The organism is Achromobacter sp., from assembly GCF_049647645.1.
Taxonomy (GTDB): Bacteria; Pseudomonadota; Gammaproteobacteria; order Burkholderiales; family Burkholderiaceae_B; genus Achromobacter.
On sequence record NZ_JBARYB010000042.1, the window covers coordinates 1 to 13,716 of the forward strand.

General features: G+C 64.0%; 11 protein-coding genes and 1 tRNA gene. 6 read left to right on the forward strand and 6 right to left on the reverse strand.

The genetic code is table 11. From position 1 onward, the window contains the following. The 6 genes from WBB14_RS04020 to WBB14_RS04045 all read left to right on the forward strand — a co-directional run. A partial coding sequence (locus WBB14_RS04020; protein ID WP_424238676.1) for an MFS transporter occupies nucleotides 1-983 on the forward strand: 983 nt, incomplete at its 5' end. Continuing rightward, a complete protein-coding gene (locus WBB14_RS04025; RefSeq protein WP_424238677.1) occupies nucleotides 984-2,075 on the forward strand; it encodes a M14 family metallopeptidase in 1,092 nt (363 codons plus the stop codon). It abuts the gene before it with no gap. Continuing rightward, nucleotides 2,075-3,166 carry a M14 family metallopeptidase gene (locus WBB14_RS04030; RefSeq protein WP_424238678.1) on the forward strand — a complete coding sequence of 364 codons (1,092 nt, stop codon included), beginning with the start codon at nucleotides 2,075-2,077 and terminating at the stop codon, nucleotides 3,164-3,166. The genes WBB14_RS04025 and WBB14_RS04030 overlap by 1 nt, the downstream gene beginning before the upstream one ends. A gap of 26 nt (nucleotides 3,167-3,192) precedes the next feature. Then, nucleotides 3,193-3,522, forward strand: a complete 330-nt coding sequence (locus WBB14_RS04035; RefSeq protein WP_424238679.1) for a transposase — start codon at nucleotides 3,193-3,195, stop codon at nucleotides 3,520-3,522. Nucleotides 3,523-3,620: 98 nt separating this feature from the next. Then, a complete protein-coding gene (locus WBB14_RS04040; RefSeq protein WP_424238680.1) occupies nucleotides 3,621-5,315 on the forward strand; it encodes a diguanylate cyclase domain-containing protein in 1,695 nt (564 codons plus the stop codon). Between the two features lie 174 nt (nucleotides 5,316-5,489). Continuing rightward, nucleotides 5,490-7,124, forward strand: a complete 1,635-nt coding sequence (locus WBB14_RS04045; RefSeq protein ID WP_424238681.1) for a methyl-accepting chemotaxis protein — start codon at nucleotides 5,490-5,492, stop codon at nucleotides 7,122-7,124. A 158-nt stretch (nucleotides 7,125-7,282) separates the two neighbouring features. On the opposite strand, the gene WBB14_RS04050 is transcribed toward WBB14_RS04045, so the two are convergent. The 6 genes from WBB14_RS04050 to WBB14_RS04075 all read right to left on the reverse strand — a co-directional run. Further along, nucleotides 7,283-7,358: transfer RNA gene (locus WBB14_RS04050), tRNA-Lys, on the reverse strand. A 131-nt stretch (nucleotides 7,359-7,489) separates the two neighbouring features. Beyond that, nucleotides 7,490-8,287: a MetQ/NlpA family ABC transporter substrate-binding protein gene (locus WBB14_RS04055; protein ID WP_424238682.1), complete on the reverse strand. Its 798-nt coding sequence runs from the start codon at nucleotides 8,285-8,287 to the stop codon at nucleotides 7,490-7,492. Nucleotides 8,288-8,342: 55 nt separating this feature from the next. Continuing rightward, nucleotides 8,343-8,996, reverse strand: a complete 654-nt coding sequence (locus WBB14_RS04060) for a methionine ABC transporter permease (RefSeq protein WP_173144009.1) — start codon at nucleotides 8,994-8,996, stop codon at nucleotides 8,343-8,345. After that, complete coding sequence (locus tag WBB14_RS04065; RefSeq protein ID WP_424238683.1) at nucleotides 8,953-10,041, reverse strand: methionine ABC transporter ATP-binding protein; 1,089 nt, start codon at nucleotides 10,039-10,041, stop codon at nucleotides 8,953-8,955. Before WBB14_RS04065 ends, WBB14_RS04060 begins: the two co-directional genes overlap by 44 nt. Nucleotides 10,042-10,239: 198 nt before the next feature. Further along, nucleotides 10,240-12,465: a glycoside hydrolase family 31 protein gene (locus WBB14_RS04070; RefSeq protein ID WP_424238684.1), complete on the reverse strand. Its 2,226-nt coding sequence runs from the start codon at nucleotides 12,463-12,465 to the stop codon at nucleotides 10,240-10,242. A 273-nt stretch (nucleotides 12,466-12,738) separates the two neighbouring features. After that, nucleotides 12,739-13,716 (reverse strand): FAD-dependent oxidoreductase (locus WBB14_RS04075; RefSeq protein ID WP_424238685.1); only part of this gene is annotated, 978 nt, incomplete at its 5' end.

The window sequence follows — 13,716 nt, forward strand, 5'->3', positions numbered from 1 at the left end:
GCCCGGTCATGATGGTGCTGGCCCGCCTGATCCAGGGCTTCGCCGCCGGCGGCGAGGTCGGAGCCTCGACCACCCTGCTGGTCGAACACGCGCCGCGAGGCAAGCGTGGCTTCTATTCCAGCTGGCAGTTCGGCAGCCAGTCGCTAGGCGTAATGCTGGGAGCCCTGGTAGTAACACTGCTGACCTTGGGATTGACCACGGAGCAGATGCAGGCCTGGGGCTGGCGCGTGCCGTTTGTGATCGGCATCCTGACCGTGCCCGTGGGCGCCTACATCCGCCGCAACCTTGAAGAAACACTGACAAGCCCGCCCCCGAAACCCGGCCAACCACAGCTTGCGGCCACGAGTCGTACCGCCCCCCACCAGCCGTTGCGCCGCATCTTTGCCGAGTACAAAGTCACCATACTCAAGGGCATCCTGCTGTTGATCGGCGGCATGGTAAGCACGCAGATCCTCAGCTTCTACATGCCGGCGTATGCCAACCGGGAACTGGGTTTGCCGGCCACGTCCACGCTGTCAGCCAGTGTCGTGTTCGGCGCGGTCGGCTTCCTGATTGCTCCGTTCGTCGGCATGCTGGCCGACCGCTACGGCCGCAAGCGCGTGATCTTCTGGTCGCGTCTTGCAACACTGATCGTCCTGCTCCCCTGCTTCCAATGGCTGATGGCGGCCCCCAGCACTGAACGGCTGATGCTGCTCGTCGCCCTGTTCGCGCTACTGGTGGCACTGCAGTCAGCGCCGGCATTCACGATGCTTCCCGAACTTTTCCCCAAGGCCGTGCGCACCACCGGCATGTCGGTCGTGTATGGATTGGGCATATCCGTGTTCGGCGGCTTCGCACAATTCTTCGTGACCTGGCTGCTGCACGTGACCGGAAACGCCATGGCGCCGGCGTGGTTCCTGATGGTGGCCATAGCCCTTTCCACGGTGGTGCTGTTCTGGATTGACGACCGCACCCATGACGACATCGACGGCCAGGAGGCCTAAATGCAGCACGGTTCCAGCTACTTTTCCCGCAGCTACGAAGAAGCGCGCCATCGTTTCGTGCTGGCGGCCAAACCGCTAGCCACGCAGTTTCAATCCTATGTCATCGAACCCGCCGGCCGCCACGGCGAAGCCCTGGCGACCGATGTCGCGCTGATCGGCCCGACAGACGCGGAACGGCTGTTGGTCATGACCTCAGCCACGCACGGCGTGGAGGGCTTCTGCGGCTCAGGCTGTCAACTCGCCCTGCTGGACGATGCCGCCATGCTCGAGCGTGCCCGCAGGGCCGGCGTAGCCTTGCTGCTCGTGCACGCCATCAACCCCTATGGGTTTTCCTGGCTGGCGCGCACGAACGAAGACAATGTCGACCTGAACCGCAACGACCAGTCCTTCGACGGACGCCCCCTGCCCCAGAACCCCGGATACGCAGGAATACATGACCTGCTGCTGCCCGCGGAATGGCCAGCCACGCCTGCGAACGCCGCACAGATCAATGCCTATATCGCCGAGCATGGCCGGGAGGCTTTTGCGCAGGTCGTGACCCGCGGGCAGTACACGCACGCCGACGGGCTGTTCTATGGTGGAACGCACCTTACGGCATCGTTGCTGAATCTGCGCCATATCCTGCAGCAGCACGGCAGCCGCAGCAAGCATATCGGCTGGATCGATGTGCATACGGGCCTGGGGCCGCGCGGGCATGGCGAAAAAATATACGCGGGGCGCCGCGACGCAGCCGCGGTCGCGCGCGCGCGCCAATGGTGGGGCAGCGATATCGCGGTTCCCTACGAAGGCAGCTCAGCATCCGCGGACATCACCGGCCAGTTGGCAGGCCTGATCTACCAGACCTGCCCGGACGCCCAGCACACGCCGATGGCGCTGGAATTCGGCACCGTGCCCTTTGTAGCCATGATCGAAGCGCTACGCGGCCGCAACTGGCTGCTTGCGCATCCAGAGGCCGACGATGCCAAGCGCGACGCCATTCTGAATGCCACGCTGCAAGCGTTCTACTGCAACGCCGCCGATTGGCACGGCATGATTCTGGGCCAGAGCCGCGTCGCCGTACTGCAAGCACTTTCCGGCCTACAGGAGGCTTGATGCAAACCGGCGCCAGTTACTTCTCCCGCAGCTACGCCCAGGCACGCGAGCGCTTTGCGCTTGCAGCCAGGCCGCTCGCCGACTCGTTCCACTCCTATGGCATCGACCACGCTGGCAGCGAAGGCGAAGCGCTGGCCACGGACGTCGCCTACATCGGCGATCCCGACGCCGACCGTCTTCTCATCATGACCTCCGCGGTCTTGGGAGTGGAAGGATTCTGCGGTTCGGGCTGCCAACTGGCGCTGCTGGACGATAGCGTCATGATAAGCCGGGCACGCGAGGCCGGCGTGGCCTTGCTGCTGGTGCACGCGGTCAATCCTTACGGCTATTCGTGGATCGCGCGCACCGACGAATGCAATATAGACCTCAACCGCAACGGACTGCCCTTTGATGGGCGGCCGCTGCCCATGAACCCGGACTACGCGCGGATACACGACCTGCTGCTGCCCGAGGAATGGCCTCCCACGCCATCCAACCAGCAACTGATCGCCCAGTACATCGCCGAACACGGCCAGTCCGCTTTCGCACAGGCTGTCTCGCGCGGCCAGTACACGCACGCCGACGGCCTGTTCTACGGCGGCGACCGCCCGGCGGCATCGTTGCTGAACCTGCGCCGCATCCTGCACGAGCATGCGCGCACGCGCACCCATATCGGCTGGATCGACGTGCATACCGGGTGGGGACCTCGCGGCCATGGCGAAAAGCTCTACGCCGGCCGCCGCGACGATGCCGAAGTCTCGCGCGCGCGCCAATGGTGGGGCAGCGACATCACCGTCCCCTACCAAGGAAACTCGGTGTCGGTAGACGTCTCCGGCCAGCTCGCCGATCTGATTTATCAAGCCTGCCCATTGTCCTTGCCTACCTCCATGGCCATCGTGTTCGGGGCCATGCGTTTCGACGCGATGGTGCATGCGCTATGCGGCCGGAACTGGCTGCAGGCGCATCCCGAGGCCTCCCAAGAGTTGCGGCGGAGCATCCTGCAAACCACGCTGGACGCGTTCTATTGCAACGAAGCGAACTGGCATGGGATGGTGCTGGGGCAGACCCGGGTGGCGGTGCTGCAGGCGCTGCGCGGCCTGCAGGCAGCTTGATACAGAAAACCGAAAGGATTGCGCCAGTGCTTCCCGTCCTCGCGGCCCGGAAGATGTTGGCTTCATCTCAAGACACGGAGGTGCATCACATGGACCGGTCGGGCTTTACGGAAGAACAGATCAGGCACGCACTGAAGCAGGCAACGCTGGGCACGCCGATATCCGACATATGCACGCGCATGGGTGTGAGCGAAGCCGCTTTCCACGCTTGGAAAGTGCATTACGACGGGCTGGCGTCCTACGAGCTGAAGCTGTTGAGCAGGCTCGAAAGCGAGTGCAATCGCCTTGAACGCTTGATCGCCATCCTGGCGCTGAACAAGGTGATATTGCAGGACGCGCTCGGAGCAAAAGAATAAGGCGTACGCTGCGCAGCGCCTCCGGCTGTTGAAATCTCTTCGTCTGCACTGTTCTTTTGAAATCCCTGAATCGCTACACGGTGGCATACGTCATCGGCGTGCTGATCCCGGTCAGCGCGCTGATCGGCATCCAACTCACCCATAGCTGGCGCGCCCATGCGGCGGCGCGCGATGCAAGGTCGAGCCTGTGCGTCGTCCAGGGGACGCTGGACGCGATGGCTGCCGTCCTGATGGAGCGCGGGTCGATGAATGCGGCCCTGATAGAAGGCCTGCCCGTATCCGAGGCCAGGCAGCAGGAATTGCAGCTCGCGCGCAACGACAGCGACAGCAGAATCGCCAGGCTGCTAGAGCTGCACCGGACCCGCAATTGCGACGACTGCCGGGATGCCCGGTCCACCATACAGCAGATCGCGCGAGCCCTGGCCCAACACCGCGCCACGGCCGATCTGCTCATCGCCAGACGACATGCGCCGATCAGTGCTCAGGAACTGAACAACGTCGTCGTGATCATGGCCGGGCTCATCCCCGCGCTGGAAGAAACCGCGCTCGACAACTCAGCCGTTGTAATCCGCCATGAAGTGGAAAGCCCCGGTCTCATGACCATCGCCATGCTTGCAGCCGGCCTGCGCGAACAAGCCGGCCTGCTGGGCTCCGCTTTCATGCCTGCACAGGTTCAACGTCGCCCTCTCAGCAATGTGGAGACGCAGCGCGTCGAGCAGCAATTGGGCCGGGTCGCCCAATTGCGCGCACTGCTGGAAGTACAGCTTTCCACCCATACGGACCTTGAAACCCGCGCGTATCCACGGGTTCAGCATGAGTACTTTGGCGCGGGCCTGGAGTACATCGCGGCGCTGCGCCACACGCCGCATCCAGCTGCCGACTCGCCGACTTCCCAGGCGGGAATGCAGGAGCGTTATGTTCCACTGATGCAATCCATTCTCGACTTCCGCGATGAAGTGCTGAACGTGTTGGGGATATTGCTGGAACGCCAACGCCTCAACGCGCTGACGGAGCTGGTCACAACCACGACAGTCGCCATTGTGTTGCTGCTGGCCGCCACCTGGGGATTCACCAAATTCCGCTGGCGTCTGATACGTCCATTCGTCGTGGCCACCGAGATCATCAACTCCCTCAACGACGACGCCCCCGCGCCGATCTCTGCCGCGGGGCATCGCAAGGAAGTGCGCGGCCTGTTCGATGCCATTCAGAAACTGAAGGACAACGCCATCGCCAAGTCCCGCACGGAGCATGAGCGCGAACGGCTCATCGCCGATCTGGCGGCATTGGCGGAAACAGACTTCCTCACCGGATTGCTCAACCGCCGCGCGTTTCACGCCCGAGCCGAAGCCTTGTGCGCCAGCCTGGATGAGCCAGGGCAGATGCTGACGCTGATCGTCTTTGACATCGATCATTTCAAGCGGATCAACGATTCCTACGGCCACGCCGGCGGCGACAACGTGCTGGTGGCCGTGGCGCAGGCATGCCACCAGACGTGGCGCCGCTCAGACATCGTGGCGCGCATCGGCGGCGAGGAATTCGCGGTGCTGTGCACGGTCCCCAGCGCGGCGCAAGCGAGCGCAATGGCGCAGAGCATGCGCCGACGCATCGAACGCCTGGCGGTGCCGCTGGACGGCAGGACCATAGCATCGATCACCAGCAGTTTTGGCGTGGTCTGCGCCCCGGCAGATGAAATCCACGATATCGACGCCCTGATGAAGCAAGCGGACGAACTGCTCTACCGCGCCAAAGCCTCTGGCCGCAACTGCGTCATTACGCAATCCGACGACGCCTGAGCGCTTTCTCAAAGCTGCACGAGCGCGGCACGCCCACCGATAAACGGTCTTCCACGAGATAGAAAAAAGTACTCGGTGGAAAAAAATTTCTGTCTTTTTCTGCGCGCGACGCCTCCGTATAGTCCGGACGGAGTAAGCCGAATTCAGTAATTCCATTTTGAAAGCGAAGAAAAAATGAAACCTTCAAACCTGAAGATGCGTACCCGCCTCGCCATGGGCTTTGCAGTGATCATGGTGGCGCTGCTGGTATCTGGCGTGCTTGGCACGTTCGGCATCCGGGCGTTGGAGCAGGATGTCTACCAGATCACCGCGATCAACAATGAACAGCGGCGCCTGGCTATCGATATGCGCTACCAGGTCCAGGAACAAGCCATCGCGATCCGCAACGTCCTGCTCCTCACAGATCCGAAAGTGCTGCAGGCCGAAGTGCTGCGGGCGAATGAAGCGGAAAAGCTCTACAACGAATCGCGGGATCGGCTGGGCGGCATGTTCTCGAGCCGATCCAATACCACCAGTGAAGAATCACGTCTGTTCGCCACCGCGGGAGTCGCACAACAGGACATGCGCTCACTGTTCGTTCGCGTGCAGGAAGAAGGTTTGAATGGTGACCGACAGAACGCTCAGCACCTGTTGGAAGATGAATTGCGTCCCAAGCAGCGCGTGCTCCAGGAAACCCTGTCTACACTCGCCGCGCTTGAAACGCGGATCAATGACGCGCGCGCGGCAGATACCCGCAGCCTCGCAAGCCAGTTGCAGTGGGCTGTGGGAACAACCGTCATGATCGCGCTGTTGCTTGGCGTACTCGCCGCCTGTCTCACGGCGCGCAGCATCTTGCGTCAATTGGGCGGCGACCCCGGCGATGCGCAGCTTCTGGCAATAAACATCGCCGATGGCGATCTGAGCAGCCGGCTGCAACTCGACCGCCGCTATGACCACAGCCTGATGCACGGTCTGGAAACCATGCGATCGCGTCTTTCCAGAATCGTCGATGCGATCAAGTCTTCCGCCTCTTCCATCTCAACGGCGGCGGGTCAGATTGCCCAAGGCAACGCCGACCTGTCGTACCGCACCGAAGAGCAGGCTGCCTCACTGGAAGAGACCGCTGCCAGCATCGAACAGCTGACGTCCACCGTGCGCCTCAATCAAGACAATGCAGCAAGCGGCGACGAACTGGCCTCCGAAGGGGCCAGGGCCGCGGAAAAAGCGGGCGGCGTCGTGTCCGAGATGCTGGCGGCCATGACAGAGATTTCCGCCAATTCCGAAAAGGTCGGCCAGATCGTTTCGCTGATCGAGAGCATTGCCTTCCAGACGAACATACTTGCGCTGAACGCCGCAGTGGAAGCCGCAAGGGCCGGGGACCAGGGCCGGGGCTTCGCCGTGGTGGCCGGCGAAGTCCGTGCGCTGGCTCAACGCAGCGCCACCTCCGCAAGGGAAATCAAGGATCTGATCGAGACCTCCACGTCCGTGGTCCAGACCGGCAGGAATCTCGCCGTGCGGGCAGGCCAGGACATGGACGAGGTCGTCACATCCGTCATGCGCATGAAGACGATAACGGGAGAGATCGCGAATGCCTCGCGCGAACAGGCCATCGGCATAGAACAGGTCAACGTCGCCATCGCCCAATTGGACTCCGTGACGCAGCAGAACGCCGCGTTGGTCGAGGAGTCCGCGGCGGCGGCGCTGTCGATGGCGGAACAGGCGCGGGATCTGCTGCATGCGGTCGAAGTGTTCAAAACGGCATCTTCCGTAACCTCACGACCCGTGTCCATGCCTGAGCCGGCCCTTATCGCGTTCGCGGCGTCCGCGTAAAAGGGGCGCGGTAACGGCCAGCCGCGACACGTTCCGCCGGCCCGACTTCTACTGGGCCGACAAGCGGAGCGCCAACAAAAAACGCCGCTAGAAATAGCGGCGTTTTCATTGGTACAGCGATGCTTGGGCAGCACTGCTGCCTACTGCAGGAATTGGGGTGGTGGGTTGTGCGAGACTCGAACTCGCGACCAACGGATTAAAAGTCCGCTGCTCTACCGACTGAGCTAACAACCCGACCGAAGCCAGAAATTATGGCCGATTTGGCGCCGTTTGTCAAAATTCGAAGCAACAGCCTGGGCCAGACGCCACGCCTGCAATGAAAACGGCCGCTCGCGGCGGCCGTTCATGGGCAGGCGACGCTGGGCTTACCAGGCGGCCACCACGGCGCCCTTGTACTTGGTCTCGATGAACTGCTTCACGGCCGGGCTGTGGTAGACGCTGATCAGCTTGGCGAACTCGGGACGGTCCTTGTCCTTTTCACGCACGACCAGCACGTTGGCGTAAGGCGAGTCGGGCGATTCCTGGGCGATGGCGTCCTTGGCCGGATTCAGGCCCGCTTCCAGCGCGAAGTTGGTGTTCACGGCCGAGGCGTCGGTGTCGTCCAGCGAGCGCGGCAGTTGGGCGGCGTCCAGTTCGATGAAGCGCAGCTTCTTGGGGTTCTCGACCACGTCGATCGGGGTCGCCTTCAGGCCGACGTCGGGACGCAGCTTGATCAGTCCGTTGGCCTGCAGCAGCAACAGGGCGCGGCCGCCATTGGTCGGATCGTTCGGCAGCGCGATGCGCGCGCCTTCCTTCAGCTCGGACAGCGACTTGATCTTCTTGCTGTAGATGCCGATGGGGAAAATCACCGTCTTGGCGATGCTGACCAGCTTGTAGCCACGGTCGGCGTTAGCGTTGTCCAGGTAGGGCTGGTGCTGGTAGCTGTTGGCGTCGAGATCGCCGGCGGACAGCGCCACGTTGGGTTGCACGTAGTCGGTGAACTCGATGACCTGGATGTTCAGGCCCTGCTTGGCGGCTTCCTGCTTCACCACATCAAAGATCTGGGCGTGCGGGCCGGCGGTCACGCCGATCTTCAGCGGCTTGTCCTGGGCCAGCGCGGGCTGGGCGAAAACGGCGGTGCCGAGTGCGAACGCGGCCAGCGACTTCAAAACCTTGATGCTCATGTTGCGATATCCCGAATGTCGGAAGTGAGGAGAAATTGATGCGGCGCCGGCAGGATCAGCGATGCGAGATGCGGCGTACGTAACGGTCGCCCAGGCTCTGGATCACCTGGACCAGAACGATCAGCACGATGACCACGGCAGCCATCACGTCAGATTGAAAGCGCTGGTAGCCGTAACGGATGGCCAGGTCGCCCAGACCGCCGCCGCCGATGGCCCCGGCCATGGCCGAGTAGCCGATCAGGCTGACGACCGTAACGACGGTGGCGGCGATGAGGCCGGGCAAGGACTCGGGCAGCAGCACCTTCATGATGATCTGCATCGGCGATGCGCCCATGGCGCGGGCGGCGGTGATCAGGCCTGGGTCGACTTCACGCATGGCGTTTTCGGCGATGCGGGCCATGAACGGAATCGCGGCGACCGACAAGGGCACGATGGCGGCGGTGGTACCGATGGAGGTCTGGGCCACCAGGCGCGTGAACGGAATGATCGCGACCATCAGGATGACGAACGGCACGGAACGCGTAGCGTTGATCACCGCACCCAGCACGTGGTTGACCGAGTGATTCTCGAGCATGTTGCCGCGGGCAGTCACCGTCAGGATCACGCCCAGCGGAATGCCGATCACCACCGCGATGGCGCTGGCCACACCCACCATCAGCAGGGTATCAAGCAGCGACGTAATAAGCAGGTCGATCAGTTGCGGACTCATGAGCTATTTCTTCAACGGTAATGTCACGGGCGGCCAGCGCGGCAATCGCGTCCTTGACCGAAGCGGGCGCGCCTTGGGCCAGCACGAACATCGTGCCGACCGCCACGCCCTGGATGTCTTCCACGCGCGCCTGGACCAGGCCCACGTCCAGGGAAAACTGTTTGTACAGGTCGGACAGGAAGGAACCCGACGCGTCGGTACCGGTCAGCGACAGCCGCAGCAGGCGCACCGCCTGGCCCGGCTTGGCGGCCACGAGCGCCTGGATGCGCTCCTTGACCGCCGCCAGCGTGGCGTCGGTCAGGTCGGACGCGGTGGCGGCCGACACCATGGCGCGGGTCACTTCGTGGCGCGGCTGCGCGAACACTTCGCGCGTGCTGCCCATTTCGACCACTTCGCCCTGCGACAGCACGGCCACGCGGTCGCAGACCTCGCGCACGACTTCCATCTGGTGCGTGATCATGACCACGGTCACGCCGGTCTTGCGGTTGATGTCGCGCAGCAAGGCCAGGATGTTGTGCGTGGTTTCCGGATCCAGCGCGGACGTGGCTTCGTCGCTGAGCAGCACGTCCGGGTTGTTGGCCAGGGCGCGCGCGATGCCGACGCGCTGCTTCTGGCCGCCGCTGATCTGGCTGGGATAGCGATCGCGCAGATGCTCCAGGCCCACCAGCGCCAGCAAGCGCTCGACGCGAGCCGGAATCTCGGCCTTGGCCACGCCGGCGATTTCCAGCGGCAGCGCAACGTTGCCGTACACCGTACGGCGCGACAGCAGGTTGAAGCCCTGGAACACCATGCCGATACGGCGGCGCTGCTCCCGCAGTTGCGCTTCGTTCAAGCCGGTCAGGGACTGGCCGCCGATGGCGATCGAGCCTTCATTGGGCCGCTCCAGCAGGTTGATGCACTGGACCAGCGTGCTTTTGCCGGCCCCGCTGGGGCCGATGATGCCGAAGACCTCGCCCTGCTGGATGTGCAGGTTGATGCCGCGCAGCGCCTGGAATTCTCCATGCGGCGTGGCGTAGGTCTTGGATAGGTTCTCGATCTGAATCATGGCAAGCGATTTTGTATCTTTTCTCTTCTACAGAGAACGACTGATTCTTTCATTTTTAATAACTACAAGTAATATAAAAGCTCGTACCCGCGCCTGTTGCGTCCCTTTGGAGCACATGCCATAACGCGGAAAGGGCAGTCAGGAAGGAAAGCCTTCCTGACTGCCCAGTTTTTTGCCGAACCGGCCGCAGCCGGTTTTTCAGCGTGCGCGCGAGATGCGGACTTCCGCGCCGCGGCGCTTGACCTCCAGGCCCTCGGACGGAGAAATGCGCAGGCCTTCCAGCCCCTTGATGTAGCTGGAGCCCTGCATCTGCATCACGCGGATCTTGTTGCGCATGACGACCGGGTTATGCACCGGCATGCCGAACATCCAGACCTCGTCCAGGATACGGGCCGAATTGAACTCGCCCGTATGCTGCGCGGCCGGCCCCAGACAGAGCATGTGCCCTTCGCGGCCGAACACCGGGAACTGGCCCAGTTCGCAATCTATGGTCCAGGTGGTGCCGCCTTCGTAGCGGTGCCCCGTGTTCAGGTCCCACCAGGCTTCGCCCTTGGGCAGGTACACGCGTACCTGTTTGCCGGGTTCCGTGACGGGCGCCACCAGCAGGGCCGGACCCAGCAGGTACTGCAAGTCCCAGTCATGCGCGAGCGGATCGTTCGGGAACGACATGGCCATGGAACGCTGCACCGGCAGGCCGGTGCGCGCCGAATCCTCGATAGCTCCGAGCACATAGGGCACCAGACGGTAACGCCACTGCATCCAGGTCTTGGCATGCGCCAGCGTTTCTTCGCCGAAGTCCCAAGGCATCAGGCCGTCCACGCCCTGGAAGGCGAAGTTCGACGAGAACACGCCGGCGGTCAGCCAGCGCAGATACAGTTCCGGCGTCATGCTGGCGCGGTCGCGCGCGGCCGAGCCGATGCCGTGCACCTGGACGGGCAAGCCGCTGGCGCCGATCGACAAGGCGGTGCGCAAGGTGTGGCGCAGCCCTTCCCAGGTGTTTTCAGCCTGCGGCCCGACCTGCCATGGCAGGCGCTGGGCGGCGGGGAACAGGTCGGAGCTGGGCACCACGCCTTCCGGCGGGACCTTCAGGCCGGCAACCGCATCGAACAACGCACGGCGCACCAGCAGCGGATACATGCTGCGCAGCGCGGAGCCGGTTTCGCCGTTGCGGGCGGTGACGCCGTCAGGGATGGCGATCTGGGCGTCGCACGCGGGCGCGTCCAAGCCGTCTTCGACCAGTTGGCGGTGGCGCTCCACCCACAGGTTGTAGATGTCGCGGTAAGTCAGGTCCAGCAAGCCATAGGGCTGCCCCGAGGTAGCGGCGTTGCCGTCGAACACCTGTGCCGAACCATCGTCCTTGGCCAGCAGCCAGCCGCGGTCTTCGAGCTCCTCGAACAACGGGCTGGTCTTCAGCACGCCAGGGAAGCCGGTAGCGGCGACGTGCACATGGTGCTTGTGGAACAGCGCCAGCATCTGCTTGGCGTCAGGGAAGCGCTGGGCATCCCATTCGAAAACCGTCTTGTCCGACTGGAAGCCCCAGGCTGCCGGCTGCGCCAGCGTCACGGCATCCACCGGGATCTGGTTTTCGCGCATGCGGGCTACCAGCGCCACGGTGTCCGTGGGCATCTCGCCCGGAGCCTGCTGCAGCCATGCCCCCATCGCCCACAGCGAGGGTTGGCCGGCGCGGCCGGTCAGGGCGGTGTACTGATTGAGGATTTCACCGGGTTCGCCGGCGAACAGGAACACGTCCAGCACGACGTCGTCCACGGTCAGCACGTAGGCGGAATCCGCAGGCGCCACGCCCACAGAATGCTCTACGCGACGCATCGTGTTGACGTAGACGCCCCAGCCGCGCGGGCTCCATGCCAAAGGCAGGGCGCGGTGCTCGGGATCGTCGGAAACCACGGATTCTTCGCGACGGTTCAGGTCGCCCGGGGTTTCGCCCAGGCCGTACACGCGCTCGTCGGACTGCAGCGTGAAGCCCGCCGTCCAGACGGCGTCGTCGGCCTGATCCAGCGCGTTGTGCCCGAATGCGGGCGTATGCGCGGATACCTCGGACTCGAACACCCGCTCGTCGTTGCGGTAGATCACGACACGCACCGGGTTGGAGAGGATTTCCAGGGAGACGTCACCCTGGGTGATGCGCCAGCCCTCCCCGTCGTCGCGCGGAGCGATAGCGGCTTCGCCCACGGCCTCCTGGCGGGCGAGCAACATTTCTGCCACGGCGCGAGCGCGCGCGCCGGGCTTGTCATCGGTAAGGTGATTCGCCTCGCCGCAGCGCAAGCGAAAAACACCAGGCGCATGCGCCTCGACTACCAGGTGCAACCCATCGCCCGCGTCGAAATCGATGCGACTGGGGCGGGACGTCAACAGCTCGACATTTTCGAGCTGGGTAGTGTGGGCAAAGTCGAACTTGGGCGGCACAGAGCATCCCCCGGCTTAAGCCAAAAACCATCAAAAGACGCTATTTTGACGGATTTGGGCTTTGAAATAAACTCGGTCCCTCTTTTGGACTGTGAACTCATCCACAAAAGGGGTCTAAAGCCTTCGGGCAGCGCCCCGCAGGCAGGGAAGCCTTCGAGCCGCCAAAATGCCAAGTTCGAGGCCAACTCAGGCCAATTTGGCGCCAAATCCTGGCAATTCCTGCCATTCTACGCCACCTGCGGCATACCCCCAGCGCCCCTTCCCGGCTTTTTTTCATCGTGGCGAAATAAGTTGTGCCAGATCTGTTTCCAGGGGCGACGGTTCGCCGGCCAGGCGCGCGGCGATCAGGTCGCCCATCAGCGCCGACCATGAAAGGCCGCGCGATGCGTAACCGACGGCCAGCCACAGACCCGGAGCTTGCGGCAGTTCGCCTACCGCCGGCAGACGCCCCGGCAGCACGGCGCGCCAGCCGGCCCAGCCCGGCAGGCTGCCGGGCTCCAGGGAATCGAAATCCGGAAAGCTTCCCCCCAGCAGGCCAGCGGCCTTGTCCAGGGTGACGCGTTGGCCTTCGCCGCCGATCCGCGCCTCGGTCGCGCCATGCACGTAGGTGCTGCCAGCCACGCAGCCGGCACCCACGTCGGGCAGCAGATAGCCCTCGCCGCCGACGATGCAACGCGGACCGCCGCGCAGCGCCTGTGCGGGCACCAGCGTTACCTCGCCTGCCAGCGCATGCATCTGGGCCAGGCGCGGCAAGGGATCCAGCAGGCCGCTATCGGCCAGCACGGCGCGGGCGCCGAACGCGTTGGCCAGGATGACGATATCGGCGCGTGCCAGCTCGGCGCCGGCCGCATTGCGCACGCTCCAGCCCGTGCCAGCCCTGCCGACCCTGGCCACCTTGCCGGGCAGGAGCGTCACGCCGTCCGTCGCCAGCAGACTTTCTATCAGTCTGTCGGGCCGCAGCAGCATGCCCTGCCCGAAGTACACGCCGCCCCGCGCCAGCGGCAGGCCGGCCAGGGCGCTGGCTTCGTCGCGGTTGACCTGGCGCACCCAGTGCTCGGGAAAGGCCAAGGTCTCCAGGGTGCCGGCCAACGCCGCGGACCGGCCTTCGTCGCGCTCCAGCTGTACGGTGCCGCAGACCAGAGGCGCCGCGCCTTCGGACAGGCTTTGCCAGCGCGCCAGCGCCCGCAGGCTGCCGGCGCGCGACAAGCGCGCCCGCGCGTTGTCGTCGCGCGCCACCACCGGCGTCAAGGC

Bases quoted from the DNA above. Each gene is read 5' to 3' on its own strand.
- WBB14_RS04045 (WP_424238681.1), top strand. From the start codon at position 5,490: ATGAAACCTTCAAACCTGAAGATGCGTACCCGCCTCGCCATGGGCTTT.
- WBB14_RS04030 (WP_424238678.1), top strand. From the start codon at position 2,075: ATGCAAACCGGCGCCAGTTACTTCTCCCGCAGCTACGCCCAGGCACGC.
- WBB14_RS04060 (WP_173144009.1), bottom strand. From the start codon at position 8,996: ATGAGTCCGCAACTGATCGACCTGCTTATTACGTCGCTGCTTGATACC.
- WBB14_RS04055 (WP_424238682.1), bottom strand. From the start codon at position 8,287: ATGAGCATCAAGGTTTTGAAGTCGCTGGCCGCGTTCGCACTCGGCACC.
- WBB14_RS04025 (WP_424238677.1), top strand. From the start codon at position 984: ATGCAGCACGGTTCCAGCTACTTTTCCCGCAGCTACGAAGAAGCGCGC.
- WBB14_RS04065 (WP_424238683.1), bottom strand. From the start codon at position 10,041: ATGATTCAGATCGAGAACCTATCCAAGACCTACGCCACGCCGCATGGA.